At 66.9% G+C, this 26,292-nt stretch carries 26 protein-coding genes; 16 read left to right on the top strand and 10 right to left on the bottom strand.

What is annotated here, in order from left to right:
- The first annotated feature begins 10 nt into the window (after positions 1-10).
- The 5 genes from ACIQ67_RS08795 (at position 11) to ACIQ67_RS08815 (ending at position 4,093) form a co-directional block, all read left to right on the top strand.
- Entirely contained in the window at positions 11-379 is a 369-nt protein-coding gene (locus ACIQ67_RS08795; protein ID WP_397534014.1) for a dihydroneopterin aldolase, read from the top strand.
- An 18-nt stretch (positions 380-397) separates the two neighbouring features.
- Positions 398-1,363 (top strand): tRNA 2-thiocytidine(32) synthetase TtcA, encoded by a 966-nt coding sequence (gene ttcA, locus ACIQ67_RS08800; protein WP_397533990.1) that lies wholly within the window; start codon positions 398-400, stop codon positions 1,361-1,363.
- 63 nt (positions 1,364-1,426) lie between these two features.
- The gene (locus ACIQ67_RS08805; protein WP_397533991.1) at positions 1,427-2,029 is read left to right on the top strand and encodes a DUF4136 domain-containing protein; all 603 of its coding nucleotides are present in this window, start codon (positions 1,427-1,429) and stop codon (positions 2,027-2,029) included.
- Positions 2,030-2,105: 76 nt separating this feature from the next.
- Positions 2,106-3,494, top strand: coding sequence for a bifunctional UDP-N-acetylglucosamine diphosphorylase/glucosamine-1-phosphate N-acetyltransferase GlmU (gene glmU / locus ACIQ67_RS08810; protein WP_397533992.1), 1,389 nt, complete (start codon positions 2,106-2,108; stop codon positions 3,492-3,494).
- A gap of 143 nt (positions 3,495-3,637) precedes the next feature.
- Positions 3,638-4,093: a hypothetical protein gene (locus ACIQ67_RS08815; protein ID WP_397533993.1), complete on the top strand. Its 456-nt coding sequence runs from the start codon at positions 3,638-3,640 to the stop codon at positions 4,091-4,093.
- Positions 4,094-4,095: 2 nt separating this feature from the next.
- Here the strand turns inward: ACIQ67_RS08815 and ACIQ67_RS08820 are convergent, their stop codons facing one another.
- Positions 4,096-4,944 carry a phytanoyl-CoA dioxygenase family protein gene (locus tag ACIQ67_RS08820; protein ID WP_397533994.1) on the bottom strand — a complete coding sequence of 283 codons (849 nt, stop codon included), beginning with the start codon at positions 4,942-4,944 and terminating at the stop codon, positions 4,096-4,098.
- Between the two features lie 87 nt (positions 4,945-5,031).
- Between ACIQ67_RS08820 and ACIQ67_RS08825 the strand changes: the two genes are divergently transcribed.
- Entirely contained in the window at positions 5,032-5,562 is a 531-nt protein-coding gene (locus ACIQ67_RS08825; protein ID WP_397533995.1) for an SRPBCC family protein, read from the top strand.
- Between the two features lie 120 nt (positions 5,563-5,682).
- Here the strand turns inward: ACIQ67_RS08825 and ACIQ67_RS08830 are convergent, their stop codons facing one another.
- Together ACIQ67_RS08830 and ACIQ67_RS08835 are read right to left on the bottom strand one after the other, a co-directional pair.
- Positions 5,683-6,591, bottom strand: a complete 909-nt coding sequence (locus ACIQ67_RS08830) for an amidohydrolase family protein (RefSeq protein WP_397533996.1) — start codon at positions 6,589-6,591, stop codon at positions 5,683-5,685.
- Positions 6,569-7,372: a transposase gene (locus ACIQ67_RS08835; protein WP_397533997.1), complete on the bottom strand. Its 804-nt coding sequence runs from the start codon at positions 7,370-7,372 to the stop codon at positions 6,569-6,571. The genes ACIQ67_RS08830 and ACIQ67_RS08835 overlap by 23 nt, the downstream gene beginning before the upstream one ends.
- Positions 7,373-7,525: 153 nt before the next feature.
- Between ACIQ67_RS08835 and ACIQ67_RS08840 the strand changes: the two genes are divergently transcribed.
- The 4 genes from ACIQ67_RS08840 to ACIQ67_RS08855 all read left to right on the top strand — a co-directional run bounded on the left by ACIQ67_RS08840 (position 7,526) and on the right by ACIQ67_RS08855 (position 9,894).
- Complete coding sequence (locus ACIQ67_RS08840; protein ID WP_397533998.1) at positions 7,526-8,449, top strand: DUF808 domain-containing protein; 924 nt, start codon at positions 7,526-7,528, stop codon at positions 8,447-8,449.
- Between the two features lie 137 nt (positions 8,450-8,586).
- Complete coding sequence (locus ACIQ67_RS08845) at positions 8,587-8,829, top strand: hypothetical protein (protein ID WP_397533999.1); 243 nt, start codon at positions 8,587-8,589, stop codon at positions 8,827-8,829.
- 25 nt (positions 8,830-8,854) lie between these two features.
- Positions 8,855-9,472: a UPF0149 family protein gene (locus tag ACIQ67_RS08850; protein WP_397534000.1), complete on the top strand. Its 618-nt coding sequence runs from the start codon at positions 8,855-8,857 to the stop codon at positions 9,470-9,472.
- A gap of 110 nt (positions 9,473-9,582) precedes the next feature.
- Complete coding sequence (locus ACIQ67_RS08855; RefSeq protein ID WP_397534001.1) at positions 9,583-9,894, top strand: hypothetical protein; 312 nt, start codon at positions 9,583-9,585, stop codon at positions 9,892-9,894.
- A gap of 55 nt (positions 9,895-9,949) precedes the next feature.
- Here ACIQ67_RS08855 and ACIQ67_RS08860 read toward each other — a convergent pair whose 3' ends face one another.
- Both ACIQ67_RS08860 and uvrA read right to left on the bottom strand, forming a co-directional pair.
- Positions 9,950-10,171, bottom strand: a complete 222-nt coding sequence (locus ACIQ67_RS08860; RefSeq protein ID WP_397534002.1) for a hypothetical protein — start codon at positions 10,169-10,171, stop codon at positions 9,950-9,952.
- Positions 10,172-10,175: 4 nt separating this feature from the next.
- Positions 10,176-15,824, bottom strand: coding sequence for an excinuclease ABC subunit UvrA (uvrA, locus tag ACIQ67_RS08865; RefSeq protein ID WP_397534003.1), 5,649 nt, complete (start codon positions 15,822-15,824; stop codon positions 10,176-10,178).
- Between the two features lie 365 nt (positions 15,825-16,189).
- Between uvrA and ACIQ67_RS08870 the strand changes: the two genes are divergently transcribed.
- The 5 genes from ACIQ67_RS08870 (at position 16,190) to ACIQ67_RS08890 (ending at position 20,911) form a co-directional block, all read left to right on the top strand.
- Complete coding sequence (locus ACIQ67_RS08870; protein WP_397534004.1) at positions 16,190-16,696, top strand: response regulator; 507 nt, start codon at positions 16,190-16,192, stop codon at positions 16,694-16,696.
- A 94-nt stretch (positions 16,697-16,790) separates the two neighbouring features.
- A complete protein-coding gene (locus tag ACIQ67_RS08875; protein WP_397534005.1) occupies positions 16,791-18,098 on the top strand; it encodes a malonyl-CoA decarboxylase in 1,308 nt (435 codons plus the stop codon).
- Between the two features lie 52 nt (positions 18,099-18,150).
- Complete coding sequence (locus tag ACIQ67_RS08880; RefSeq protein WP_397534006.1) at positions 18,151-19,137, top strand: Bug family tripartite tricarboxylate transporter substrate binding protein; 987 nt, start codon at positions 18,151-18,153, stop codon at positions 19,135-19,137.
- A 14-nt stretch (positions 19,138-19,151) separates the two neighbouring features.
- Entirely contained in the window at positions 19,152-20,690 is a 1,539-nt protein-coding gene (locus ACIQ67_RS08885) for a malonyl-CoA synthase (protein WP_397534007.1), read from the top strand.
- Positions 20,687-20,911, top strand: coding sequence for a cysteine-rich CWC family protein (locus tag ACIQ67_RS08890; protein ID WP_397534008.1), 225 nt, complete (start codon positions 20,687-20,689; stop codon positions 20,909-20,911). The genes ACIQ67_RS08885 and ACIQ67_RS08890 overlap by 4 nt, the downstream gene beginning before the upstream one ends.
- Here the strand turns inward: ACIQ67_RS08890 and ACIQ67_RS08895 are convergent.
- The 5 genes from ACIQ67_RS08895 to ACIQ67_RS08915 form a co-directional block, all read right to left on the bottom strand.
- Positions 20,847-21,602 (bottom strand): ABC transporter ATP-binding protein, encoded by a 756-nt coding sequence (locus tag ACIQ67_RS08895; protein ID WP_397534009.1) that lies wholly within the window; start codon positions 21,600-21,602, stop codon positions 20,847-20,849. The genes ACIQ67_RS08890 and ACIQ67_RS08895 overlap by 65 nt on opposite strands.
- A complete protein-coding gene (locus ACIQ67_RS08900; protein ID WP_397534010.1) occupies positions 21,599-22,840 on the bottom strand; it encodes an ABC transporter permease in 1,242 nt (413 codons plus the stop codon). Before ACIQ67_RS08900 ends, ACIQ67_RS08895 begins: the two co-directional genes overlap by 4 nt.
- A gap of 15 nt (positions 22,841-22,855) precedes the next feature.
- Positions 22,856-24,169 carry an efflux RND transporter periplasmic adaptor subunit gene (locus ACIQ67_RS08905; RefSeq protein ID WP_397534011.1) on the bottom strand — a complete coding sequence of 438 codons (1,314 nt, stop codon included), beginning with the start codon at positions 24,167-24,169 and terminating at the stop codon, positions 22,856-22,858.
- Between the two features lie 27 nt (positions 24,170-24,196).
- Positions 24,197-24,895 carry a TetR/AcrR family transcriptional regulator gene (locus ACIQ67_RS08910; protein ID WP_397534012.1) on the bottom strand — a complete coding sequence of 233 codons (699 nt, stop codon included), beginning with the start codon at positions 24,893-24,895 and terminating at the stop codon, positions 24,197-24,199.
- 65 nt (positions 24,896-24,960) lie between these two features.
- Positions 24,961-25,446, bottom strand: a complete 486-nt coding sequence (locus tag ACIQ67_RS08915) for a hypothetical protein (protein ID WP_397534013.1) — start codon at positions 25,444-25,446, stop codon at positions 24,961-24,963.
- A gap of 263 nt (positions 25,447-25,709) precedes the next feature.
- On the opposite strand from ACIQ67_RS08915, the gene ACIQ67_RS08920 reads away from it, so the two are divergent.
- Complete coding sequence (locus ACIQ67_RS08920; protein ID WP_397534015.1) at positions 25,710-26,195, top strand: GNAT family N-acetyltransferase; 486 nt, start codon at positions 25,710-25,712, stop codon at positions 26,193-26,195.
- Positions 26,196-26,292 lie beyond the last annotated feature (97 nt).

Consider the following 26,292-nt stretch of genomic DNA (forward strand, 5'->3'; position numbering starts at 1 on the left):
CACGCCGGCCCTGCGCCGGAACAACCGACAGATTATCCACATCAGCGGCCTGCGCTTCGGCGCCAACCTGGGCGTGCTGGACTTCGAACGCGAAGGCCCGCAGCCCATCCAGGTGGATGCCGAGGTGAATCTGGGCGCGCAGACCATCGTCTCGCGCGACGCCGACATCGGCCATGTGCTGGACTACCGCCGCGTGCGCCAGATCATCATCGACGAGTGCACCGCCGAACACACCGATCTGCTCGAAGCCCTGCTGGGCAAGCTCTGCACGCGGCTGATGAAGCTCAGCGGCGTGGTGGGCGTACGCATCAAGGTGACCAAGCTTGAAATCTTTCCCGACTGCCAAGTCGCCATCAGCGCCGAATGCGGCCAGTGGTGAACCCGAGGTGATTACGCCATGACGACGACCGAAGAAATCCTGTCCACCGAAACCGCCGAGCAAGCCGCTGAACAGGCCGCCGAGCTCAAGGCCGCAGAGAAGAAAGCCGCGCACGAGATCAACAAGCTCTCCAAGCGCTTGCATCGCCAGGTCGGCCAGGCCATCAGCGACTTCAACATGATCGAGGACGGCGACAAGGTGATGGTCTGCCTGTCGGGCGGCAAGGACAGCTACTCGATGCTGGACATCCTGATCAACCTGAAGCAACGCGCACCGATCAAGTTCGATATCGTCGCGGTCAACCTCGATCAGAAGCAGCCCGGCTTCCCCGAAGAAGTGCTGCCGGCCTACCTGAAGAGCGTCGGTGTGGACTTCCACATCGAGAACCAGGACACCTATTCGATCGTCAAGAAGCTGGTGCCCGAGGGCAAGACCACCTGTTCGCTATGCTCGCGCCTGCGCCGCGGCATCCTCTACCGCGTGGCTGGTGAGTTGGGCGCCACCAAGATCGCGCTGGGCCACCACCGCGACGACATCGTCGTCACGCTGCTGCTGAACATGTTCTTCGGCAGCCGGATGAAGGGCATGCCGCCCAAGCTGGTCAGTGACGACGGCAAGAACGTCGTTATCCGCCCGCTGGCCTATGTGGCGGAAGAGGATCTGGTGCGCTGGTCCGCGCACCGCGAATTCCCCATCATTCCCTGCAACCTGTGCGGCAGCCAGGAGAACCTGCAGCGCGTGCAGGTCAAGGCAATGATCCGCGAGTGGGACAAGAAGTACCCGGGCCGCGTCGAGAACATGTTCACCGCGATGAGCAATATCGTGCCCTCGCACATGATGGACCGCGATCTGTTCCCCTTCACCACCATCAAGGCCAGCGGCCAGCCCGAGCCGGATGGCGACATCGCCTTTGACGAAGCCGAGGACTGCGGCAGCACGCCCTCAAGCGCCAAGTCCGTCATCCGCCTCCACCGCGACGACTGAGCCCCCTGCTTTGCAAAGGCCAGGCGAGCTGGGTACAGAATAGGGTCTCCAAGGAGGCCCAAAATGAAACGACGTCTTGCCCTTCTCAGCCTGACTGCCGTGGCGCTGGCCAGCCTGAGCGCCTGCAGCGGCATCTACACCATCAGCGCCGAAGTGCGCAGCTTCGGCAACTGGCCGGCAGGCCGCGCGCCCGGCAGCTACGCCTTCGAGCGCCTGCCCTCGCAGCAGCAGAAACAGGACCAGGGTCGCCAGGAGCAGATCGAGGCCCAGGCACGCATCGCGCTCGAGAAAGCCGGTTTCAAGCCCGCGGCCGATGCCAAGACGGCGGACATCATCGTGTCGGTCGGCGTGCGCATCAGCGCGCAGGACCGCGCGCCCTGGGACGACCCGCTCTGGTGGCGCTGGCACGGCAACCTCTACCACTGGCGCTACGGCCGGCTGAATCCGCCCTTCGGCTTCGAGAACGAGCGTCGCTACGACCGCGAGGTGGCCTTGCTGCTGCGCGACCGCGCCAGCAGCGAGCCGCTGTACGAGGCCCGCGCCAGTAACGATGGCATGACACAAGGCGATGCCGACCTGATCGGTGCGATGCTCGAGGCCGCGATGAGCGACTTCCCGAGCACGCGGCCTGAGCCGCATCGCGTCAGCGTTCAGCGCAGCCGTTGAGCGAGCGCGTGGCAGGCGGGCCACGCCACGCGCTGATAATCGCGGCTTCTCAACCGACGTCGCGACAACAAACGCTATGGCGCTGAACATCGTCATCATGGCCGCGGGCAAGGGCACCCGCATGAAGTCGGCCTTGCCCAAGGTCTTGCACAAGCTGGCCGGCCGCTCGCTCTTGCGTCATGTGCTGGACATGACGCAGGGCCTGCAAGCTCGGCGCAGCGTGGTCATCACCGGCCATGGGGCCGAGGTGGTGGAAGCAGCAGTCGCCGGCCCCGGCGTGCAGTTCGTGCGCCAGATGCCCCAACTGGGCACCGGCCACGCCATCCAGCAGGCCGTGCCGGCCCTGCCCGAGGACGAGGGCACGACGCTGATCCTGAACGGCGATGTGCCCCTGATCAAGCAGGCCACCGCACAACGCCTGGTCGACGCCTGCGGCGGCCAAGCCCTGGTGCTGCTGACCATCCACCTGAGTGACCCGACCGGCTACGGCCGCATCGTGCGCCAAGGTGGCAGCGCCGACGGCAACGTGCTGGCCATCGTCGAGCACAAGGACGCGAGCCCCGAACAGCGCGCCATCCGCGAAGGCTATACCGGCATGATGGCCGCGCCCACCGGCGCGCTCAAGCGCTGGGTCAGCCAGCTGAACAATCAAAACGCCCAGGGCGAGTACTACCTGACCGACATCGTCGCCATGGCCGTGGCTGAAGGGCTGCCGGTGCTGGGCATTGCCGCCCCCAACGAAACCGAGGTGCTGGGCGTCAACAGCCCGGTGCAACTGGCAGATCTGGAGCGCCGCTTTCAACTGGAGCAGGCGGAAACACTGCTGGAAGCCGGCGTGCGACTGGCCGACCCCCGCCGCTTCGATCTGCGCGGCTCCTTGAGCTGCGGCCAGGACGTGGAGATTGACGTCAACTGCGTGTTCGAGGGCGAAGTCAGCTTGGGCGACAACGTCCGGATCGGTGCCAACTGCGTGATCCGCAACGCACGCATCGCCGCCGGCGCGCGCATCCACGAGTTCACCCATATCGATGGCGAATCACTCGGCGTCAGTGTCGGCGAAGGCGCGCTGATCGGCCCGTTCGCACGCCTGCGCCCGGGCGCCCAGCTGGGCGCCGAAGTTCACATCGGCAATTTCGTCGAAGTGAAGAACTCGACGCTGGCCAAGGGCGCCAAGGCCAACCATCTGGCCTATCTGGGCGACGCCACGGTGGGCGAGCGCGTCAACTATGGCGCCGGCTCCATCACCGCCAACTACGACGGCGCCAACAAGCACCGCACCGTGATCGGTGCCGATGTGCATGTGGGCTCCAACTGCGTGCTGGTGGCGCCGGTCGAGATCGGTGCCGGCGCGACGATTGGCGGCGGCTCGACCATCACCAAAACCGTCGCGGCCGCAGAACTGGCTGTGGCGCGCGGCAAACAGATCGCCATCAGCGGCTGGACCCGGCCGGCCAAGAAACGCTGAGCACTCGGCAGGCCGGGGCAGATCGGGAATAATTCACAGCGCGGGCCGAATCGGCGCGGCAGGCTCCCTGAACAGGGGACTGCGCCGGCCGGTGACGATCTCTAGCATGCGCCTGAGGTTTCGATTGTTGTTGAAGGCATCAGATGGCGACCAAGACACCCGAGTTGTTTCAAGGGCCCGAAGCGGTGACGCCTGAGAGCGCCTGGCCGGCTGCTGAGCCCGTGGCGTCGGCCCCCACCGAGGCAGAGCGTGCCGCTGCGTTGGAGCAGCTGGCGCTGTATCACGCCCGCTGCGAGGACGCCGCCAGCGCCTGCTGGTACCTGTGCCGCAGCCTGGGCGCCGCGCGCCAGCTGACGCCTGACGAACCGGGCCTGGAACTGCTGTTCGAATTGCTTGGCGCCTTGGCGGACTTGCCGGCCGAAGTGGCCGCAGCCCCCACGCCGCCCGCCCAGGGCGAGGCCGATGGCCTGGGTGTTTTCGAGCTCTGCCAGCAACTCGAAGCCGCGCGCGAACTCAGCCAGCAGGCCTGGGCCGAGCGTGAGGACGAAGGCACGGTCGACATCCAGACGCCAGCACCTGTGGCGGTGCTGCTGCACTGATTTCAGAAACCCGGTATCGCCTGATCCGCGCCGTACTGCAACCAGTTGCGCGCCGAATAGCGGCTGCTCGCATCCGTCACGTGCAGGGTATAAGCGTGCCGTGACTTGGCCGAGCGGTTGGCCGCGCTGTAATGCGGCAGCAGGCCGTGGAACAGCACTAAAGCCCCCGCCTCCACCTCCAGCGGCACCGCCAGCTCGGTCGTACTAGGCCAGGGCGTGTCGTCCAACGTCTCCATCCAGGCCCGCCGGCCTTCCCGCACAAAGCGCTCGCGCAGCACGCCGCGCGCGCCGCGGTGTCCACCCGGCTCAGCCCACAGGCAGCCGTTGTCGCGCGTTGCGTCTTCCAGCGCAAACCAGAAGGTCGTCACCGTGATCGGGTCGGTCTCGAAGAAGCTGGCGTCCTGGTGCCAGCGCACCTCGCCGCCGATGCCGGGTTGCTTGAAGATGTACATCGACTGCCAGACCTGCGGATGCTCCAGGCCCAAGTCACGCGCCAGCGCCGCCAGCTCAGGGCCGCTGGAGAAAGCACCGAACGCCGGATCCTGCGCATGCATGGCATGGCCGATCTTGTTGATCGACAGGGCCTTGGCCTGGCGCAGCGCCCCACTCTCATCGAAGGCATCCTCCTCGAAGAAGCAGCGCATCTTGTCGCCGGAATCGAGGAAGTAGTCGTCGACCTTGCGGTCCTGCTCCTGGGTGGAGAAGATCGAGCGCTGCTCGCCGGGGTCGAAGGCTTCGACCATCGCTTCGGCACGCGCCCGCAGCGTGGCGATGGCATCGGGCTTCTTGAAGCCTGGCAGCACCAGGAAACCTTGCTCGGCATAGGCCAGCTTCTGTGACTCGCTCAGCATCTTTCGGGGGCTCTGGGGTGGGTTTGGTGCATTGTGTCATCGCCCCTGGACAGGCATGCTGGACGCTCATGACATCGGAGCGTTTCCATGAAGATTCTCAAGATCGCGACTGGTGCCGTGGTGGCGCTTGCGCTGCTGCTGGCGCTCGGCGGCTTGCTGCTATCGCCGAAGTTCAGCGTCACGCGAACGGTGCAGATCCAGGCCCCCGCCGAGAAGGTCTACGCGCTGGTGGCGAATCCCCGCCAATGGAAGCAATGGAGTGTGTGGAATCAGCGCGATCCCGCCATGCACATCGAGTACAGCGGGCCGGAGTCCGGCGTTGGGGCAGCCTGGGCCTGGAAAAGCGCCAGCGAAGGTGACGGCAAGATGAGCTTCACCGCCGCCGAGCCTGCGCGGCTGCTGGCCTACGACCTGTACTTCCCCGATTTCGGCACCACCTCGAAGGGCGAGTTGCGCATGAAGCCCAGCGGCCAAGGGACCGAAGTGGTCTGGAGCATGGATGGAGACATGGGCGCCAACCCGCTCTTCCGCTGGCTGGCGCTGTTCAGCGACCGCATGGTCGGCCCGGACTTCGAGGCCGGGCTGGCCAGGCTCAAAACCCTGGCCGAAAAGGGCTGAGCGCCTGGTCAGCTGCCTGTTTTTAAGGCACGCCAGCAATTCCTCAATGATGACGGGCACTTGGCGCCCCTGTCGAACGCTTGCACACCTGCTTATCCACAGCCGCTGGGGACAGCGGCCTCACTCGACCCCGAAAAGCGCGGCGCCATTGCCCCAGGCGATGCGCCGCGCCTGCTCAGGCGGCAGATCACCCAGCCAGGCGCGTGCTTCCTGCATCAGGCCTTCGTAGTACTGCCAGCGCTGATTGACCCAGGTGTCCGAGCCGATCATGAAGCGCGTGCTGTGCTGCATCAGCAGCGCACGCCAGTCAGCGCTCAGGCGACCACTGCCGTCGGTCAGGCCCGGCCGGTAGGACAACTCGCCCATCAACGCGGGATAACGCTGCAGCAGCGAGCGCACCCGCTCCGCCGGCGTGCCGCCAATGCCGGTGTGTGCCCAGACCAGGCGCGCCTGCGGCGCATGCGCCATCAGCTTGTCGATCGCTACATCGTCGACATGGGCCAGCACCACCAGGCCTCGCTCAGCCGCCAGCTGCATCAGCTGGCGCGCCACCGGGCCGTCAGCATTGGCGCTGTCATAGAGATGGAATTCGCCAATGCCGCGATAAGGACCGGCTGGTGTGCCGCGCTTGAGTTCATCCAGCACCATCTGGTAGATGCTCGGATCGGCAAACCAGCTGTTGTAGTCGGCCCGGTTGCGGTACAGACGAATGAAGGGCACGACGCGCACGCCGGCCGCCACCGTGGCCTCGCGCGCCGCGGCCAAGGTCTGCGTGCCGTCGTTGGGCCGGCTGTTGGCGACGATGGCGCGCACGCCGCTGCGCTGCATGCGGCCCAGCACATCGGCCAAGGGGTGCGGTTGCTGGGCTTCCTCGTTGTAGTGAAGGTGCGCGTCGAACAAGGGGCCAACATAGGCCTGCTGCTGTGCCCGCAGCGGCGGTGCCGCGAACGCCAGCAGCAGAAGCCAGAGCGCCAGGCCAGAACGGCGCTGGCGCCAAGACAGGCACTCAGGCAGGCGCGCGATGCTCATGGCTGGCGATCATACGGCTCACACGCGAGACCGACAGGCCCAGCTCCCTGGCCAGCGCCGTCATCGTGACACCGCCTTGCGTGTGGGCCAGATACAGCGCCTCGCCACGAGAGCGGTCGTCGCGCCGCCAGCTCGCCAGGCTCGTTCCAGCGGGGCGCAGCCGCGGCGCAGGCGCGCCGCCCTGGGCCAACATGCGGGCCGCAAAGGCTTCGTCACCCAGAAAGATCTGATGGCGCAGATGTGCCCAGATGTCCAGATTCGGTTCAGCCGCCAGGAGCCGTGCATAGCGATCAGCGGCCCGGCGGCGGTCGGCCGCGCTGCGCAACTCTCTGCGTAGCAGATGGCTGAGCAACCCGTCCACATCGAGCCAAGGCGGCGCCTCGGACACACCGGTGTGCGCTCCCTGGCTGTGCCATGGCCAGTCCGCTCCGCGACGCACCAGCCTCAAGCGCTGCGCACTGAGGTCCACATAGCGACAAGCATCCAGCAGCAAGGCCTCGCGGTCGACCAGGCTGGCTTTGAAGCGCCCCTGAAAGACCGCACCCAGACGGCCATGGCGCCGGTTGAAGACCTGGGTGTAGACGCCGTTGAGATGGCGCATCAGGCGCGAGAGGTTCGTCTGGCGCGTAAACAGCAGCAACTGGTAGTGATCATTCGCCAGGCAGAACGCCAGCACCTGGGCATCGAAACGATGCAGCACCCGCCCCAGCAACTCAAGCATCAGTGCCCGATCAGCATCGTCGACAAAGACACTTCCGCCCGGCGCCGAGTGCGTCGTCACGTGGTACACAGCGCCTGGGAACTCAATGCGTGGAGGTCGGGCCATGCAAAAAAATAGGCGATCCCGGCACCCATGGCAAGGACTGACCCCTCGCGCCGCGTCCTGCGCATGGGGTACAAACCGGGCTCCTGAGACTCTGGACAAATCCTGCATATGGCCTCAAGCCTGCTTGCCCTGCTCGATGACATCAGCACGGTGTTGGACGATGTCGCGGTACTGAGCAAGATCGCCGCAAAGAAGACCAGCGGCGTGCTGGGCGACGACCTGGCCCTCAACGCCCAGCAGGTCAGCGGTGTCAGTGCCGAGCGGGAATTGCCCGTCGTCTGGGCCGTGGCCAAAGGTTCACTGCTGAACAAGGCCATCCTGGTTCCGGCCGCCTTGTTGATCAGCGCTGTCGCGCCCTGGGCCATCACGCCGCTGCTGATGCTGGGTGGCGCCTTCCTGTGCTTTGAAGGTTTCGAGAAGCTGGCGCACAAATTCCTACACCGCGCCGAAGAGATTGACGCCAAGCGTCAGGCGCTGATACAGGCGCTTGCGGATCCTGCCGTCGATCTGGTGGCGTTCGAACGCGACAAGATCCGTGGTGCCGTACGCACCGACTTCATCCTGTCAGCCGAGATCATCGCCATCACACTGGGCACCGTGGCCGACAGCAGCTTCACGACGCGCCTGCTGGTGCTGTCCGCCATCGCCCTGGTAATGACGGTGGGCGTGTACGGCTTCGTCGCCGGCATCGTCAAGCTCGACGACCTGGGTCTGCACCTCAGCCGCCAGCGCAACGCCATGCAGCAGCGCATCGGCCGCGCGGTGCTGGCCGCTGCGCCCTGGCTGATGAAGGCGCTGTCGGTGCTCGGCACCGCGGCGATGTTCCTGGTGGGCGGAGGCATCCTGACGCACGGTCTTCCGATGCTCCACGAGCTCATCCTCCAGTTGAGCGACGGCATCGCCACTGGCCTGCTGAAGGACCTGTTCGCGCTGCTGGCCGACGCCGTCACCGGCATCGTGGCCGGCGCCGTCTGCCTGCTCAGTGTCAAAGGGATCAGCAGGCTCTGGCGCCTTGCAAGGCCGCCAGCCTGATCAAGCCGACGGGCTTGCGCTGGTTCGAAGGCAGGCGCCGGCCGGAGCTTCTGGCCCAAGCTCCTGCCTTGATTCTTGATCCAGCCGCCCTGCCACCGGCGCCTGCCTGCTACGCTCGCTTCTTTGCACGTCAGACCATGAAGACCCACCAGATCGAGATCCAGAAGTTCAAGGCCGCCGCCAACTCGCCGCATGGCGAGGTGATGTTCAAGGTCGATGTGCTCGCCAGCGCCCGAGCGGCGTCGCCCGACGATGTGTCGCCTAGCTCCTTGCTCATCATGAGCGAGGCCAATGCCCGCGTGCTGATGGCCCTGCTGAAGAAGCAGCTGGCCGAGTTCGACGCCAAGAAACCCAAGAGCCGCCACGGCCGCCCCGGCTGAGCCCGCGGCACACAGAAGCACAACAATGGAATATCCCAGCTACAACCCCGGCTCAGACAACCTGCCCCTCACCGACGAAGAGCTGGAGACTCTGGATCGCCAGCTGAGCGCCCTGCCAGGCGAAGCCGTGATGAATATCGAGGCGCTGGACGGCTACCTGACCGGCCTGCTGCTGAGCCCTCGGCCCCTGGCCGAGCTGCCCGGCCGAGACTGGCTACCCCCGGTGTGGGGCGGCGACGGCGATGACGGTGCGCCCTTCGCCAGCGGCAAGCAGCGCAAGAAGCTGGTCCTGCTGGTGCTGCGGCACCTGCACAGCATTGCCTGCCTGCTGCGCGACCGGCCCGATGGCTGGCAGCCGATCTTCAGCATTGCTGAACAAGCCGACGGCGAAGAGCTGACCGATGCGGAAGACTGGTGCATCGGCTTCATGCTGGCTGCCGACCTCGACAACGACGGCTGGGCGTCGCGTTTCGAGGATCCGCTGCTGGCTGAAGTGCTGAAGCCCATCGTGAGCCTGGGCGGTGACGAAAGCCTGCTGGACGCCGAGACTCAGGAACAGCTCGGCGACGTTGTCGCCCGTGACGGGCTGAGCCGCAGCGTGCCGGATGCGGTGCTGGCGCTGTGGAGCTACCGGCCTCACTGATCGCGCACTCAGGGCCAGCCCCTAGCACAGAAGCAGGACGAGCCCATCCGTTCCAGTTACTATTGGCTTGCATTTGAGGCGTCTGAGCCCCTCAATGCACCCGGTTCGCCATGGTTGCCAAAATCCTCGCCAGCTTCGGTCTGCTGATCTGCCTTGCACTGGCCCTGCACATGTGCCTGGGCCAGCGCCAGCAATTGAAGCTTGAGCAACTGGCGAGCAGAGTCATGGCCTGGTTTGTCTCAGTCACAAGCCGCCCCTTCGATCGCCGGGAACGTCGGCTGGCTGCCCATCAGGCGGCCATGGACGCCATCAAACGGGCCCAGCGCTCCAGCCATACGGAGCCTGCCCCGCTGGATGGTAGCTGGGAAGGCAACGTCTACCGCCCCAAGCGCTTCGAGCAGCCGCCACAGAAGCCGCACTGAGCCCGCGGCCCGTCCGGGCCCGCTTTTTTCAAATCGCCAGCGCGGCGTCGATGGCCTACAGCGCCGCCAAGGCGCCCATGGCCAGCCCTAGATCGTCAGCCAAAGGCACCTTCGACTCGCGCAGATTGATGCGCAGCAGGCGTCCGCCGCACTCGCTGACCAAGCCCTGGCCGAAGTGCCGCACCGACGGCAAGGCCGTGCTCGCGCCGGCACCGATCACCAGCAGGTCGGCCCGCTCGATCAGTTCGAGCGCATGCTGCAGCTGAGCCTCGTCCATGGGGTCAGGCCTTGCCTCGGGCCAGCACAGGCGCCAGCGCCCGGCCGGTGTGGCTGCCGCTGGCCACCACCGCCTCGGGCGTGCCTTCGATCACCACAGCACCGCCGGCCGTGCCGCCTTCTGGGCCCAGGTCGATGACCCAGTCGGCCTCGGCTATCACGTCCAGGTCGTGCTCGATCACTACCACCGAATGGCCGCCGGCCACCAGCCGATGCAGCACGCGAATGAGCTTCTCGACGTCGGCCATGTGCAGGCCCACCGTGGGTTCGTCCAGCACATAGAGCGTGTGCGGCGCCTTCTGGCCGCGGCGCGTGACGTCGTCGCGCACCTTGACCAGCTCCGACACCAGCTTGATGCGCTGCGCCTCGCCGCCCGACAGCGTCGGGCTGGGCTGGCCCAGCGTCAGATAGCCCAGACCCACGTCCTTGAGCAGCTGCAACGGGTGCGCAATCGAGGGCATGGAGGCGAAGAACTCCACCGCCTCGTCCACCTCCATCGCCAGGACATCACCGATGCTTTTGCCCCGCCAGGTCACGCCAAGGGTCTCGGGGTTGAAGCGCTGGCCATGGCACTGGTCGCAGAGGACCTTCACGTCCGGCAGGAAGCTCATCGCGATGGTCTTCATGCCCTGCCCTTCGCAGCCCGGGCAGCGGCCCTCGCCGGTGTTGAAGGAGAAGCGCCCGGAGGCATAGCCGCGGGCCTTGGCCTCCAAGGTCTCAGCGAATAGCTTGCGGATGGCATCCCAGAAGCCGATATAGGTGGCCGGGCAGCTGCGCGGCGTCTTGCCGATCGGCGTTTGGTCCACCTCCAGCACGCGGTCCACCTGCTCATGGCCGATGACGCCCTCACAGCCGGTCCACTTCGACGGGTTCTTGCGCAGCGGCACCGCCACCGCCATATTGGCCAGCAGCACATCGCGCGCCAGCGTGCTCTTGCCCGAGCCCGAGACGCCGGTGATCGCCACCAGTCGATGCAGCGGCACATCCACCGTCACCTGCCGCAGGTTGTGCAGCGATGCGTTCAGAACCATCAGCTTGGGTGCACCAGAATCGATCTCGCGGCGCGCCTGCAGCGGATGCAGCAGCGGATTGGAAAGAAAGCGTCCGGTCAAGGACTCGTCACCGGCCGCCATGATCTGCGCCACCGTGCCCTGCGCCACCACCGTACCGCCGCGCTTGCCGGCGCCGGGGCCGATGTCGATGATGTGGTCGGCGCGTCGTATCGTGTCCTCGTCGTGCTCCACCACAACCAGCGTATTGCCCTTGTCGCCCAGCGTGGACAGGGCCTTCAAGAGGATCTGGTTGTCGCGCGGATGCAGGCCGATGGTCGGCTCGTCCAGCACATAGCAGACACCCTGCAGATTGCTGCCCAGCTGCGCCGCCAGCCGGATGCGCTGCGCTTCACCGCCCGACAGCGTGGGCGCGGCGCGGTCCAGGGTCAGGTAGCCCAGGCCCACCTCTTCGAGAAACTCCAGCCGGCCGCGAATCTCGCTGACCACGTCGCGCGCGATGTCGGCATCGCGTCCGAGCAGCTTGAGCCCATCGATCCAGGCCCGCGCTTCGCCCACGCTCCATGAAGCGACCGTGGCAATGCCCTCGGTCTCGAAGGTCACCGAGCGCGCTGCAGGGTTCAGGCGCGCACCGTGGCAGTCCGGGCAGGGCTGATCGGTCAGCCCCTCGATCTCGGCCTCTTCCGAGGGGAAGCTCTGCTCGCGGCCGCGGTTGTCCTTGTCCTGCAGGGTTTCGTCCAGAGCCTTGCGCTGCTCGCGCGTCAGGGCAAGACCTGTCCCCACGCAGCTGGTGCACCAACCGTGCTTGCTGTTGTAGCTGAACAGGCGCGGGTCCAGTTCGGCATAGCTGGTGCCGCAGGCCGGGCAGGCGCGCTTGGTGGAGAACACCTTGACGCCGCCGAGGCCCGCCGTGCCGCGGCCCTCGGCAATCGCGGCGTGCAGGCTGTCCAGCGGGCTCAGCAGATGGAGCACGCCCTTGCCATGATCCAGGGCCTTTGCCAACAGCTCGCGCAGCTCGGCCTCCTTGTCTAGCGCGATCACGAGGTCACCGACCGGCAGTTCCAGCGTGTGCTCCTTGAAGCGGTCCAGGCGCGGCCAGGGTGCGGTGGGCAGGAACTCGCCATCCACGCGCAGATGGCTGAAGCCGCGCGCCTTGGCCCATTTGGCCAGGTCGGTGTAGAGGCCCTTGCGGTTGACCACCAACGGCGCCAGCAGTCCCACATGCTGGCCCTTGAAATCGCGCATCAGCTGGGCGGCGATGGATTCGACGCTCTGCGGCCGCACCGGCATGCCGTCGTGCACGCAGTGCTGCACGCCCAGCTTCACATAGAGCAGGCGCAGAAAGTGCCAGACCTCGGTGGTGGTAGCCACCGTACTCTTGCGCCCGCCGCGCGAAAGCCGCTGCTCGATCGCCACCGTGGGCGGGATGCCGCGCACCGCGTCCACCTCGGGCCGGCCCGCCGGCTGCACGATGGAGCGCGCATAGGCATTCAGCGATTCCAGGTAGCGGCGCTGGCCCTCGTTGAACAGGATGTCGAAAGCCAGCGTGCTCTTGCCCGAGCCGGACACGCCGGTGATGACGTTGAACTTGCCGCGCGGGATGTCTACGTCCACCGACTTCAGGTTGTGCTCGCGGGCATTGATGATCTGAATCGCCTCAGCCGCGGCACGGCGTGCACGCACGATGCTCTGCAGCGGCCTGCCCTCTTCCACCACCATCGCCGGACGGTCCATGTGCGCGGCGTACTCGCGCAGCGCCAGCGCTGTGTGCGAAGTCGGATGCTCCTTGACCTCTTCGGGCGTGCCCTGGCAGACCAGCTCGCCGCCGTCCTCGCCGCCCTCGGGGCCGAGGTCGATCAGCCAGTCGGCCGCGCGGATCACGTCCAGGTTGTGCTCGATCAGGATCAGCGAATGCCCGGCCGACAGCAGCTTGCGCAGCGCGCGCATCAGCTTGGCGATATCGTCAAAATGCAGGCCGGTGGTCGGTTCGTCGAACAGGAACAGCGTGCCCTTCTTGGCCACCGCCTGGCGGCTCTTGCTGGCCGCCGTCGCAGCCTCGGCCAGGAAGCCGGCCAGCTTCAGGCGCTGCGCCTCGCCGCCCGACAGCGTGGGCACCGGCTGGCCCAGCTTCAGGTATTCCAGACCCACATCGATGATGGGCTGCAGCTTTGCGATGATGTCGCGCTCGTCCCTGAACAGCTGCACCGCCTCGCTGACGGTCAGCTCCAGCACATCGGCTACAGAAAGTTCCCGCTCGCCGCGCTGCAGTTTGACGTCCAGCATCTCGGCGCGGAAGCGCTTGCCGTCGCAGTCCGGGCAGCGCAGGTAGACGTCGGAGAGGAACTGCATCTCCACATGCTCAAAACCCGAGCCACCGCAGGTGGGGCAGCGGCCGTCGCCGGCGTTGAAGCTGAACATGCCGGCCGTATAGCTGCGCTCGCGCGCCAGCGGCGCATCGGCGAAGCGCTTGCGGATCTCATCGAAGGCACCGACATAGGAGGCCGGATTGGAGCGCGCCGTCTTGCCGATCGGCGACTGGTCGACGAAGACCGCATCGGCCAGATGGTCGGAACCCAGCAGACGGTCGTGCGCGCCGGGCGTCTCGGTGGCCTGGCCGAAGTGGCGGGCCAGCGCCGGATAGAGCACGTCCTGCATCAGCGTGCTCTTGCCCGAGCCCGACACGCCGGTGACCACCACCATGCGCTGCAGCGGGAACTCCACGCTGACATTGCGCAGATTGTGTTCGCGCGCGCCCTCCAGGATCAGCCTCGGCGTGCCCGGCTCTACCGGCCGCTTCAGGCCCATGCCCACATGCTTGCGCGCGCCCAGGTAGGCGCCGGTCAGCGTGTCGGCGCCGCGCACTTGCTCAGGCGTGCCATCGAAGACGATCTGCCCGCCCTTCTCGCCCGGGCCCGGGCCCATGTCGATCAGGCGGTCCGCCGCCAGCATCACCGCTGGGTCATGCTCGACCACCACCAGGGTGTTGCCGGCATCGCGCAGGCGCTTCATCGCCTCGACGATGCGGTTCATATCGCGCGGGTGCAGGCCGATCGAGGGTTCGTCCAGCACGAACAGCGTGTTGACCAGCGAGGTGCCCAAGGCCGTGGTCAGGTTGATGCGCTGCACCTCGCCGCCGCTGAGGGTGCGGCTCTGGCGGTCCAGCGTCAGGTAGCCAATGCCGACGTCGCAGAGGTATTTGAGGCGGTTGCGGATCTCGTCCAGCAGCAGTTTAAGCGCCTCGTCCAGCAGGGTGCTGGGCAGGCTCAGCTCGTCGAGGAAACGGCGCAGCCGGTGCAGCGGCAGCTGCATCAGGTCGTGCAAGGAGAGGCCCGGCAGAGCCTCCAGCTGCGCGCGGCTCCAGCCCACACCCTTGGGCAGAAAGCGTTGCTCGGGCGGCAGCACCGCATCGGCCAGCGCCTTCGATCCCATGCGCCACAGCAGCGCCTCGGTCTTGAGCCGCGCACCGGCGCAGGCCGGGCATTCGGTATAACTGCGGTACTTGGACAAGAGCACGCGGATGTGCATCTTGTAGGCCTTGCTCTCCAGGTATTCGAAGAAGCGCTTGACTCCGTACCACTGCTTGTTCCAGTTGCCGTTCCAGTTCGGCGAGCCATTGATCACCCAGTCGCGCTGCGCCGGGCTGAGCTGGCTCCAGGCGGTATCGCGCGGAATGCCGGCCTCGCCGGCGTACTTCAGCAGATCGTCCTGGCTTTCCTGCCAGGCCGGCGTCTGCATGGGCTTGATAGCGCCGTTGCGCAGCGTCTTCTTCTCGTCCGGGATCACCAGCCCCAGATCGACGCCAATCACGCGGCCGAAGCCGCGGCAGCTCTCGCAGGCACCCATCGCCGAGTTGAAGGAGAACAGCGGCGGCTGCGGATCGGCATAGCGCAGATCGCTGTCCGGGCAGTGCAGGCCGGTGGAGTAGCGCCACAGCAGCGGCTCGCCTTCTTCCTGCAGGACATAGACATTCAGCCGGCCGCCGCCGCGCTTCAGGCTCAGTTCAATGGCCTCCATTGCGCGCTGCTTGTCGGCACCCTGGATGCGGAAGCGGTCGGCCACCACATCCAGCAGCTTCTTGTCACCGACTTCCCGTTCCGCCTGCACCTTGGTGAAACCGCTGGCCGAAAGCCATTGCTCCAGTTGCTCGGCCGTGGTGTTGGCCGGCAGCTCGACCGGAAAGGTCAGCACCAGGCGGGGATCAGTGCTTGCCGTGCGGCTGAGCAGCTCGGCATAGATGGTCTGCGCTGTGTCATGCCGCACCGGCAAGGCTGTCTCACGATCGAACAGTTCCGCCGCGCGGGCGAACAGCAGCTTAAGGTGATCGTTCAGCTCGGTCATGGTGCCGACCGTCGAGCGCGAGGTGCGCACCGGATTGGTCTGGTCGATGGCGATGGCCGGCGGCACGCCGTCCACCTTGTCCACCGCTGGCCGGTCCATGCGGTCGAGGAACTGGCGCGCATAGGCCGAAAAGGTCTCGACATAGCGGCGCTGGCCCTCGGCATAGAGCGTGTCGAACACCAGACTGGACTTGCCCGAGCCGCTGGGGCCGGTGACGACGGTCAGCTCACCGGTGCGGATGTCCAGGTCCAGGTTCTTGAGGTTGTGCTGGCGGGCGCCGCGGATGCGGATCAGACCTTCGGACATGGGGGAGACACCTTCTCTGGCAGGGAGCACGGATTCTAGAGACGCGCCGTGTCAAGGACTGTCAGCAGCGAAGCTGCCCGCTGTCAATGCCCGCCCAATAGGGGACTCCCGAGCATTGCGTTGAAGAACGTGACAGGCAACAATTGACCCCACGGTCGGCATCCACTCTGGAAGGCTCTGTTTCAACGCAGTGTTCTTGCGCCGATTGCCTGAGAGACAGGAAGGCTTGCATGCCACCAAGTCTGCAGGGATGGACTAAGCGCAGAACGCAAGACTGCGGCTCAGCACAGGTCGACAGCAGCCCTGCATGCACAGGCGCGCGACGCGGGAATCAGTACACGGTTTGGTGAAGTCAAGGCATTCATATGAGCTCTGCAAGTCTCAATATCCGGCAGCCCGTGTTCTGGGTGCAAGCCGGCGACGCCAGTTCGCATCCGGCTGACGCCGATGCGAGCGGTGGCTCCGAGCCGAATGCCTCGGCCCGCAAGCCCGTCGTGTTGCTGGTGGAAGACAACCACATCAACCAAGTCGTCGCCTTGGAGTTCCTGGCCTTGATGGGCGTGGACAGCCGGTTGGCCAAGAACGGACTCGAAGCCCTGGCTGCCTGCCAGGAAGCCGCCCCCGATCTGGTCTTGATGGACATCCAGATGCCTGGCATGGATGGGCTGGAATGCGCGCGCCGCTTGCGCCAACTGCAGAGCGAGGGCGCGCTGCCGCCCTTCCCCATCCTCGCATTGACCGCCCATGCGCTGGAGAGCGATATCGTCGCCAGCTCGGATGCCGGCATGGACGAGCACCTGACCAAGCCGCTCGACTTTGCGGCACTGCGCAGCCGACTCGACAGCTGGCTCAATCTGCCCCGCATCAACTGAGACCGTCAGCGCTTCGCCGATCGCACATCCGCGGGACTACCCGCATGTCAAACAGTCGGCTTGGGCTGGAACATAGCGGGAGGCCTTCCCCCCTATGTTTGACGAACTCCGCCAAGCCTCCGAACAACGCCTGTTGCAGCGCCACGTGCGCCGCGTGCTGCAGGCCGCCCGGCGCTTGCTTTCCGAGCGCGGCGAAGCCAATAGCCTGCACCTGGCAGGCGAGCTGATCGAGCTGATCGACTCACTGCCGGCGGGAGGCCTGCAGCTGCTGTTCGAGCACCTGGCACTGGATTTCAACCCCGATCCCCAGGTCGTACTGACGGCGGCGCAGGCCTACGCCGCCACGCCCGAGGCAGCCCAGTTGCAGCAACTGTTGCGCGCCAGCGAACCACCGCGGCAGGAGCTGTTCCGCCGCCTCAACCGCGCCCCTGGCGCCACCGGCGTGCTGGTGCGCCTGCGGCGCAGTCTGCTGACTGGCCTGGCCCAGCATCCACAGTGGCACAGCGTCGAGGCCGACCTGCTGCACCTGTTCAGCTCCTGGTTCAACCCGGGCTTCTTGCAGATGCGCCAGGTCGACTGGACTTCGCCAGCCCAGCTGCTGGAGAAGATCATCCGCCACGAGGCGGTGCACGCCATCGACGGCTGGGACGATCTGCGCCGCCGCTTGCAACCAGATCGCCGGCTGTTCGCCTTCTTCCATCCGCAACTGCCAGAGGAGCCGCTGATCTTTGTCGAAGTGGCGCTGGCGGACCAGATGCCCGCCGCCATCGCGCCCCTGATCGACAAGCAGGCGCCGGTCGCCTCGGCTGATCGCTCCAAGGTGGCGGCGTTCTACTCGATCAGCAATTGCGAACCCGGACTGAAGGGCGTGTCGCTGGGCAACTTCCTGATCAAGCGCGTGGCCGAGCAGCTGCAGCGCGAGCTGCCGCGGCTCAAGACTTTCTGCACGCTGTCACCGATTCCTGGTTTCGCCGCCTGGCTGCAGTCCGGCCCGGTGCTGGACGAGAGCCTGGGGCTGAAGAAGCCGGCGCTGGAGCGCGCCCGTCAGGCCATGCAGACCCTGCTGGAGGCCGGCAATGGGAACCTCAGCCGACTCAGCCAGCCCGCGGGCGCTGCCCTGCTGGAAGACGAGGCCCGCGAGGCCCTGCAGCGCCTGTGCGCCGCCTACCTGATAGCCCAGACGCCGCGGCCCGGCGGCGATCCGGTGGCGCGCTTCCATCTCGACAACGGAGCCCGGCTTGAGCGGCTCAATCTCGACGGCAATCCCAGCCACAAGGGCTTGCGCCAGAGCTGCGGCCTGATGGTCAACTACCTCTACGATCTCGACCGCATCGAGTCGCATCATGAGGCTTTCATGGCCGGCGAGGTCGCCTGCTCGCGCGCCGTCTCTGCTCTGCTTTGACCGTTCTCGATACAACAGGCCGGACACCGGCCCTCACAGGAGACAAACCCAGATGAACCGCAATTTCCTGCTGTCACGCCGCTCGGCCCTGGCGGCTGCAGCCGCCGCGCTGGCTTTGCCCATGCTGGCCCAGGCACAGGCCTGGCCGGCCAAGCCCGTCACCTTCATCGTGCCCTTCCCGGCCGGCGGCGGCACTGACGCCTTTGCGCGCCCACTCACCGCCGCCCTGACCAAGGCCACTGGCAAGCAGTTCATCATAGACAACAAGGGCGGTGCCGGTGGCACGGTGGGCGCCAGCATCGCCGCCAAGGCCGCGCCGGACGGCTACACCTTCTTCATGGGCGCGGTGCACCACGCGATTGCGCCGTCGATGTATCCCAAGCTGGACTACAAGCTGGAGAGCGACTTCATCCCCGTCGCGCTGGTGTCCAGCGTGCCCCAGGTCATCGTGGTGAACCCGACTCGCGTGCAGGCCACCGACCTGAAGGGCCTGCTCGAATTCATCCGCAAGAATCCCGGCAAGCTGAACTACGGCTCGGCCGGCAACGGCACCTCGCACCATCTGGCGGGCGAGTTGTTCAAGCTGCAAACGCAGACCTTCATCACCCACATCCCCTACCGCGGTGCCGGCCCAGCCCTGCAGGACCTGATCGCTGGCCAAGTAGATCTGATGTTCGACGGCCTGGGCAGCTCGGCCACCCACATCAAGGGCGGCCGCATCAAGGCCATTGCGGTGGCTGCCAACAAGCGCGCGCCGGGCTTCGCTGATGTGCCGACCAGCGTTGAAGGCGGCGTGCCCAGCTATCAGGTCGCCACCTGGTATGGGCTGTGGGCGCCCAAGGGCACCCCCCGGGAGACCATCTCCGCGATGCAGGCCGAGTTGCGCAAAGCGTTCGCGCAGGACGACATCAAGGCCAGCTGGACCAGCCTGGGCACCGAAGTGCCGAACATGTACGGCGATGCCTTCGGCCAGTTCGTCTCCAGCGAAATCAAGCGCTGGGCCGATGTGGTGAAGAGCTCCGGAGCCAAACTCGACTGACAGATACCGATCCCATGACGAGCACCAACGCCAATCTGTTCGCCGCGCTGCGCGCGGCCTTTCCCGCCGACCTAGACGCCACGGCCATCGAATGTGCCGATGGCGAGCGCCTGCGCTACAGCTGGCGCGACATCGAGCGCGCCACCGCAATGCTGGCCAATCTGCTGGTCTCGCTGGACTTGCCTGCAGGCAGCCGGGTCGCCGTGCAGACCGAGAAAAGCGTCGAGGCGCTGATGCTCTACCTGGCCGTGCTGCGCGCCGGCTATGTCTATCTGCCGCTGAACACCGCCTACCAGGCGGCCGAGATCGAGTACTTCATCGGCAATGCCGAGCCTGCGGTGATGGTGTGCCCGAGCAAGAGCTTCGGCTGGATCAGCAAGATCGCCTTCACCGCCGGCACGCAGTATGTGTTCACGCTCAACGAGGACCGCAGCGGCACGCTGCTGGACCGCGCCGCGCACATGAGCGACCAGCATGAAGTGGCGCACAAGACGGCCGACGAGATGGCAGCCATCCTCTACACCAGCGGCACCACCGGGCGCAGCAAGGGCGCGATGCTGTCGCACGGCAATATGCTGAGCAATGCGCAGACGCTGAAGGACTACTGGGGCTGGAAGCCAGGCGACGTGCTGATCCACGCGCTGCCGATCTTCCATGTGCACGGCTTGTTCGTAGCCTCGCATGGCGCACTGCTGAACGGCAGCCAGATGATCTGGTTCAGCAAGTTCGACCCCAAAGCGGTGATCGCGCGCCTGCCCGACGCCACGCTGTTCATGGGCGTGCCCACACTCTATGTGCGCCTGCTGGCTGAGCCGGCGCTGGACCAAAACGCCTGCCGCAACATGCGGCTGTTCATCAGCGGCTCAGCGCCGCTGCTGATCGAGACCTTCCGCGACTGGCAGATGCGCACCGGCCACACCATTCTTGAGCGCTACGGCATGAGCGAGACGGTGATGCTGACCTCCAACCCGTACCGGCCCGCCGACGGTGAACGCCGCGGCGGCACGGTCGGACATGCGCTGCCCGGCGTGGGCGTGCGCGTGCAGGATGACAAAGGCGCGCCCTGCCCCACCGGCGAGATCGGCAATATCGAGGTCAAGGGGCCGAACGTGTTCGCCGGCTACTGGCGCATGCCGGAGAAGACCAAAGAAGAGTTCACCGCGGATGGCTGGTTCAAGACCGGCGACGTTGGCCGCGTGGACGAGGTCGGCTACTTCACCATCGTCGGCCGCAGCAAGGACCTGATCATTTCCGGCGGCTACAACGTCTACCCGGCCGAGATCGAGGGCACGCTGAACGACATGCCCGGCATCGCCGAATCGGCGGTGGTCGGCGTGCCGCATGCCGATTTCGGCGAGGCAGTGGTGGCGGTGCTGGTGGCCAAGCCGGGCGCCGCGCTGGACGGCGAGGCCATCGTCGCTCAGCTCAAGCGCCAGATCGCCAACTTCAAGGTGCCCAAGAAGGTCTTCGTGGTGGCCGAACTGCCGCGCAACACCATGGGCAAGGTACAGAAGAACCTGCTGCGCGAACAGCACAAGGCCCTGTTCGCATGAGCGACGAAGCACGCACTGACGTGAACAGCCGCTGCCCGCGCTGCGGCGGTGGCTTTCACTGCGGTGCAGCCGGAGCGCGCTGCGACTGCTTCGATCTGAAGCTGAGCGATGCCCAGCGCCAGCAACTCAGCCGCGACTACAGCGGCTGCCTGTGCCTCAACTGCCTGCGCGAGCTTCAGCAGCAGACACTGGCGCCGCGGGCACCGGTCCATCGCGGCTGATCCGCCCGTCCACCAGCTCGACCACGCGGTCGCAGCGCGCCGCCAGGCGCGGGTCATGCGTGACGATCAGGAACGAGGTGCCCAGCTCCGCGTGCATGCGGCGCATCAGCGCGAACACCTCGTCGGACGAGGCGGTGTCCAGATTGCCAGTCGGCTCATCGGCCAGCACCAGCGGCGGGCGCATCACCAGCGCGCGGGCGATGGCCACGCGCTGCTGCATGCCGCCCGACAGCTCGCCCGGCTTCTTGTCCAGCGCCGCGCCCAGGCCCATGCTGTCCAGCACCGCGCGCGCATGTTCGCGCTGCGCCGCGCTGACACGGCCGTCGCGCATCAGCGCCGGCAGCGTGACGTTCTCCAGCGCAGTGAAGGCCGGCAGCAGATGGTGGAACTGGAACACAAAGCCCAGCGCGCCGCGGCGCTTGAGCGTCAGGCCTGCATCGTCCAGGCCGCCGACCTCCTCGCCCTGGAGCTTGAAGCTGCCGCTGCTCATGCGCTCCAGCAAGCCGATGATGTTGAGCAGCGTGCTCTTGCCCGAGCCCGAGGGGCCGATCAGCGCGACGAACTCGCCCGCATTGATGCGCAGGGACAGGCCATGCAGCACCTCGGCTTCATTGGGCAGGCCCAGGTTGTAGCTCTTGCGCAGCTCGCTGATCTCGATCAGCGGCGCGCCCGCGGTGGTGTGCGCGCTCATGCGCGAATCGCCTGGGCTGGGTCCAGCGCTGCGGCACGGCGCGCCGGCGCCACCGCGGCCAGCACGCCGCACAGCGTAGCCACAGTGGCAATCTGCAGCGCCAGCATCGGCTGCAGGCTGATCGAAAACAGAGGCAGCCCATCAGAGCCGCGCACAAACGTGGTGAAAGCCCAGATCAGGCCGCTGGCCAGCAGCACGCCCAGCATCGAGCCCAAGGCCCCGACCAGCGCCCCCTGCAACAGAAAGACCCGCAAGACCTGACCCTGCGTGGCGCCCATCGCGCGCAGGATGCCGATCTCGCGCTTCTTCTGCACCACCGACACCACCAGCACGCTGGCAATGCCCAGCACCACCACAATCATCACCACGCTGCGGATCAAGGTCGTGCTGACCGACTGCGCGTTCAGCGCCGAGACCAGCTGCGCGTTCGCCTCCTGCCAGCTTTCCACCTTGTAGGGCCAGCGCTGCGCCAGCTGCTGGGCCAGTCCCTTGGCGGTCCAGACATCGTGCAACGTGATGTCAAGGCTGGTGGCGCCGCCCGGCAAGCCCACCAGGCTTTGCGCGCTGCGCAGCGGCAGGAAGACGGTGCGGCGGTTCAGGTCGCGCACGCCCAGGTCCACCAGCGCTGTGACGCGCAGCGATTCGCTGACCGTGTTGCCAGCGCTGCCCAGCACCACGCTGAGTCGGTCGCCCACGCTCAGGCCCAGGTCGTTGGCCAGCTCGCGGCCGATCATGGCCTCGCCAGGCCCGAGCCGGGCCTGGCCCGCCACCACCTTGCTGCGCAGCTGAACGATGCGGTCATAACGATCCAGCTCCACGCCCATCAAAGCCACCGCGCGCGAGCCGTCACCGCGCAGACCCAGGCCGGCGGCCGACACCATCGGCGAGACTGCTGCCACGCCCGGCATGGCCTCCAGCACCGGCAGCAGCTGCTGCCAGTTGGCGATCGAACGCGGCCGCTGGCTACGCGGCTGGGTCTGCGCCAGAGCCTGAACACCCGGTGCATCAGCAGCACGGGCGCTGACCACGGCATCGTCCAGCGGCTTGACCGTGATGTGCGCCTGCGCGCCCAGGGTCTTGTTCAGCGTGTTGCTCTGCAAGCCCGAGATCAGCGCCGAGATATAGGCCACCACGGCCACGCCGGCCGCAACGCCAACGATGATCAGCAGCGTCTGAAAGCGTCCTTCGCGCAAGAAGCGAACCGCGACGCGGCCTTCAAATCCGAACCAGGCGGCCATGTGTGCGTCCTGACCTCAGCGGCCCATTGCGTTGCTGACCACTGAGCCGCCAGCGTCGCGGCTGTCCTTGCTCATGCTGCTTGCAGCCGCCGGCAGCAGGGTGCTGGCCGGCCGGGTGCGCACCCGCTGCCCAGGCTGCGCTGCCGTGCCCAGCATCAGCTGATCGCCCGCCTGCAGACCCTGCAGCACCTCGGCCGCCTCCAGCGTGCGCAGGCCCAGCTTCACGCGCCGGGCTTCAACCCGACCGTCGGCATTGATCAGCCAGACCGTCGCGTCGCCATCCGCCCCTTCGCCACGCAAGGCCTGCAGCGGCAGCACCAGCGCCTGTTCGCGGCGACCGGTTTCCACCTCAACCGACAGCGTCATGTCTTCACGCAGAAAGGCCGGCACCGGCGGCGCCAGCGCCAACCGCAGCTCGACCGAGCCGCGCTGCGCGTCCACCAGCGGCGCAATACGCTGAACCGTGGCGGCAAAGCGCTGCTTCGGATAAGCATCGGCCAGCACCTGCGCCGTCTGCCCGACGCGCAGCTGGGCCAGATAGCGCTCGTCCAGCTGGGCCAACAACTCGGTCGGGCCATCCAGCGCCAGGCTCAGCAATGCCCGACCCGGCTGCACGATTTGCCCCGGCTCGGCGCTGCGCGCCAGCACGCGGCCGGCGGCCGGCGCGGTCAGCGTGGCCTGCGCCAGCTTGGCCGCGGCGGCGGCCGTGGCCGCACGGGCCTGGGCCAGTTGCGCCTCGGCCTGCGCGATATCGCTGCCGCCTTGGTCTTGATTGCCCTGAAGCTGAGCCTGCGCACTGGCATTCTGCGCACGAGCCACCGCCACAGCGCGGCGCGCTTCATCCAGCCGGGCCTCGCTGACAAAGCCCTGCGCCACCAGCGACTGCTGGCGCTTCAGATCCGCCTCGGCGGCCAGCAGCACCGATTGCGCCTGCGCCACTCCCGCCTGCAAGCCGCTGCGGCCGCTGCTGCGCAGCCCGGCCAGACGGGCACTGGCGGCACGCTCGCTGGCCTGCGCCTGGCTGAGCGAGGCCGCCAATTCATCGGACTCCAGCCGGACGAGTGCCTGGCCGGCCGCCACGCTGTCGCCCTCGCGCACCAGCACCTGCTGCACACGGCCGGTCAGCGTGCTGCCCACCTCCACGCGGCTGCGCGCCGCCACGCGGGCCGACAGCTGCAGGCTGCTCAGCATCGGCGCAGCCTGCAGCGGCAGCACCTCCACCTGCGGGCGCCGCTGCGACCACAGCAAAAGCGCCACAGCCAGCACGGCAAAGCCGGCCAGCCACAACAGCCGGCGCCGGGAAAACAAAGAAGCCAGGGACAGATTCATGCGGCCGAGTATCGCCGCAGGGTCGGATCAGGTAGCCCGCAGCTTCACAAACTGCGCCGCCACCATCTCGGCCATCACGCGCGCCACGGCTTCGGGGTCCTGCTCTGGGTCATCCACCAACAACTCCTGCGCCGCATACAAGGCATCGATGGCCAGCCGTATCGTCAGGCGGGCCTGCGCCACGTCGACGGCGGGATGGCTGTCCTGGAAGGCCGAAAGCACCAGATTCGTCACCGCCTCATGCGAAGCCATGCGCACATGCTGCAAGGACGGCACGGCGCGCAATGCACGCATCACCCAGACGCCGCCGGCCGTGTCCTCGGTGACATGCAGCGTGCCCAGAAAGACCTGCGCCACGCTGGCCGCGAACTCGGCCTCGGGCAGTTGCATCGTCTGCACGGTGGCCCAGGGCGTCAGGAACTCGTTTTGCCGCCACATCATGCGCCGTCCCAACTCATGCAGGATCGCGTACTTGTTGGGGAAGTACTGGTACAGCGCCGGCGGCGTGATGCCGGCGCGGCGGCAGATCAGGTTGGTCGAGAGGCGCTCGATGCCCACCTCGGCCAGCAATTCGGCGCAGGTGCTGAGGATGCGCTCGAAGGTCTCGACCGCACGCAGCTGCGTGGGCGCCCGCTTCGTGCCGAGGTCGGGCGCTTCCGCCCTGCTGCTACGGCTGTCGTCGGTGCTCTTGCGGGCTACTGGCCGTGGTTTGATGGCGAGGGTCATGGAGGGGCAGTCTAGCGTCGACTTGTGACACGCCTGTTCTGATGCCACGGCGCAAGGCGCCGCGTTCAGAGCAGAAGCAGGGAGGTGCGCTTGACGCGCTGCAAGGCCATCTGCAATGTTCTGGCGTCGGCACTGGCGCGGTGCCGCCCCAGCGCGGCCTCGCTACGCACCTGATCCAGCACCGGATGCCAGCGCACAGCCTCGTCTTCGCTGAGGAGGGCCCGCAGATCCGCCAGGCGGAAGCTGGGCACAAGGCCAGCTGCATCGTAGAGGCGTGACAGCCAGGGATAGTCATGCGCCCAGGCATCGCAATACACCACCTGGCCCGCCAGCCGCTGGTTCAGCTGCTCAGCCACCCAGGCAGACGCGCGTCCATGGCGCCGCAGCAGTTCGCGGGTGATGCCATGCAGGGCCTCGGCCGAAGCATCCCAGTGCTGCCAGTCCGCTTCGGGTTGGATCAGTGTGCAGAAGCACTCGCCGCTGGCCTGGACGAAACCCACCTCGATGGGGTAGCTACCGCGGCCGAAGCCGGAGGCTTCAAGATCGATCACGGCGACCGACGACTCCAGCCCTGCCCCCGAGCTAGGCTCAAACTGTTGCTGCGGCGACGGCGGCGGCGAGGGCGGCTGCGTCAGCATCATGGTCGGCGGGACCGGCCTGTGGATGGGGCCGGAGGGCGGATGGGATGGCTGCAGTGTATGCCTGCGGATGCGCCACCGTGCCCCCTGAAACATGTTCCTTGCCGGCCGCAATGCACGCCAGCCCTGAGCGCCGCAGCGGCGATGATCAGCGCTTCTTCACACAGCCGCCCGAGATGAGCAGCCCCCTGAGTTACCGCCCGGCCTGCCCCGCGGATGCCGAAGCCTGCGTGGCCCTGCGCGGCCGCACGCGGCAAAACGCCGTCTCGCGCGAGCGCCTGGCCGAGCTGGGGATCACGCCCGAGAGCTGGGCCGAAGACACCCGCAGCGGCCGCCTGCCCGGCCATGTCTGCCTGAATGGCGAGCAGCTGGTCGGCTACTGCTTCGGCGACACCGCCAGCGGCGAGATCGTGGTGCTGGCCCTGCTGCCCGACCACGAAGGCCAGGGCATCGGCCGTCACTTGCTGGGCTTGATGGTGCAGACGCTGCGGGCGGCCGGCCACCAGCGCCTGTTCCTCGGCTGCGCGCGCGCTCCGGCCACGCGCTCGCACGGCTTCTACCGCCACCTGGGCTGGCGGCCCACCGGCGAGTTCGACGCGCTGGGCGATGAGGTGCTGGAGCTGACGCTGCAAGTCAGCGCCACCACCAGCAGCAAGGCCTAGATCTTGCCTGCCGCCTTCAGCCGATCAATCGTGGCCTTCTCGGCTGCGAAAGTGCGTTCGGCATAGGCGCTGTAGTCGGCTGCGCTCATATAGATCG

The organism is Roseateles sp. (assembly GCF_044373315.1).
GTDB lineage: Bacteria > Pseudomonadota > Gammaproteobacteria > Burkholderiales > Burkholderiaceae_C > JACDQM01.

What these genes read in the sequence shown, in the direction of transcription:
- ACIQ67_RS08895 (WP_397534009.1), bottom strand. Translation starts at nt 21,602, where the DNA reads ATGAGCGCGCACACCACCGCGGGCGCGCCGCTGATCGAGATCAGCGAG.
- ACIQ67_RS08900 (WP_397534010.1), bottom strand. Translation starts at nt 22,840, where the DNA reads ATGGCCGCCTGGTTCGGATTTGAAGGCCGCGTCGCGGTTCGCTTCTTG.
- ACIQ67_RS08805 (WP_397533991.1), top strand. Translation starts at nt 1,427, where the DNA reads ATGAAACGACGTCTTGCCCTTCTCAGCCTGACTGCCGTGGCGCTGGCC.
- ACIQ67_RS08910 (WP_397534012.1), bottom strand. Translation starts at nt 24,895, where the DNA reads ATGACCCTCGCCATCAAACCACGGCCAGTAGCCCGCAAGAGCACCGAC.
- ACIQ67_RS08825 (WP_397533995.1), top strand. Translation starts at nt 5,032, where the DNA reads ATGAAGATTCTCAAGATCGCGACTGGTGCCGTGGTGGCGCTTGCGCTG.
- ACIQ67_RS08870 (WP_397534004.1), top strand. Translation starts at nt 16,190, where the DNA reads ATGAGCTCTGCAAGTCTCAATATCCGGCAGCCCGTGTTCTGGGTGCAA.
- ACIQ67_RS08890 (WP_397534008.1), top strand. Translation starts at nt 20,687, where the DNA reads ATGAGCGACGAAGCACGCACTGACGTGAACAGCCGCTGCCCGCGCTGC.
- uvrA (WP_397534003.1), bottom strand. Translation starts at nt 15,824, where the DNA reads ATGTCCGAAGGTCTGATCCGCATCCGCGGCGCCCGCCAGCACAACCTC.
- ACIQ67_RS08860 (WP_397534002.1), bottom strand. Translation starts at nt 10,171, where the DNA reads ATGGACGAGGCTCAGCTGCAGCATGCGCTCGAACTGATCGAGCGGGCC.
- ACIQ67_RS08855 (WP_397534001.1), top strand. Translation starts at nt 9,583, where the DNA reads ATGGTTGCCAAAATCCTCGCCAGCTTCGGTCTGCTGATCTGCCTTGCA.
- ACIQ67_RS08830 (WP_397533996.1), bottom strand. Translation starts at nt 6,591, where the DNA reads ATGAGCATCGCGCGCCTGCCTGAGTGCCTGTCTTGGCGCCAGCGCCGT.
- ACIQ67_RS08875 (WP_397534005.1), top strand. Translation starts at nt 16,791, where the DNA reads ATGTTTGACGAACTCCGCCAAGCCTCCGAACAACGCCTGTTGCAGCGC.
- ttcA (WP_397533990.1), top strand. Translation starts at nt 398, where the DNA reads ATGACGACGACCGAAGAAATCCTGTCCACCGAAACCGCCGAGCAAGCC.
- ACIQ67_RS08840 (WP_397533998.1), top strand. Translation starts at nt 7,526, where the DNA reads ATGGCCTCAAGCCTGCTTGCCCTGCTCGATGACATCAGCACGGTGTTG.
- glmU (WP_397533992.1), top strand. Translation starts at nt 2,106, where the DNA reads ATGGCGCTGAACATCGTCATCATGGCCGCGGGCAAGGGCACCCGCATG.
- ACIQ67_RS08905 (WP_397534011.1), bottom strand. Translation starts at nt 24,169, where the DNA reads ATGAATCTGTCCCTGGCTTCTTTGTTTTCCCGGCGCCGGCTGTTGTGG.
- ACIQ67_RS08880 (WP_397534006.1), top strand. Translation starts at nt 18,151, where the DNA reads ATGAACCGCAATTTCCTGCTGTCACGCCGCTCGGCCCTGGCGGCTGCA.
- ACIQ67_RS08815 (WP_397533993.1), top strand. Translation starts at nt 3,638, where the DNA reads ATGGCGACCAAGACACCCGAGTTGTTTCAAGGGCCCGAAGCGGTGACG.
- ACIQ67_RS08885 (WP_397534007.1), top strand. Translation starts at nt 19,152, where the DNA reads ATGACGAGCACCAACGCCAATCTGTTCGCCGCGCTGCGCGCGGCCTTT.
- ACIQ67_RS08850 (WP_397534000.1), top strand. Translation starts at nt 8,855, where the DNA reads ATGGAATATCCCAGCTACAACCCCGGCTCAGACAACCTGCCCCTCACC.
- ACIQ67_RS08845 (WP_397533999.1), top strand. Translation starts at nt 8,587, where the DNA reads ATGAAGACCCACCAGATCGAGATCCAGAAGTTCAAGGCCGCCGCCAAC.
- ACIQ67_RS08920 (WP_397534015.1), top strand. Translation starts at nt 25,710, where the DNA reads ATGAGCAGCCCCCTGAGTTACCGCCCGGCCTGCCCCGCGGATGCCGAA.
- ACIQ67_RS08820 (WP_397533994.1), bottom strand. Translation starts at nt 4,944, where the DNA reads ATGCTGAGCGAGTCACAGAAGCTGGCCTATGCCGAGCAAGGTTTCCTG.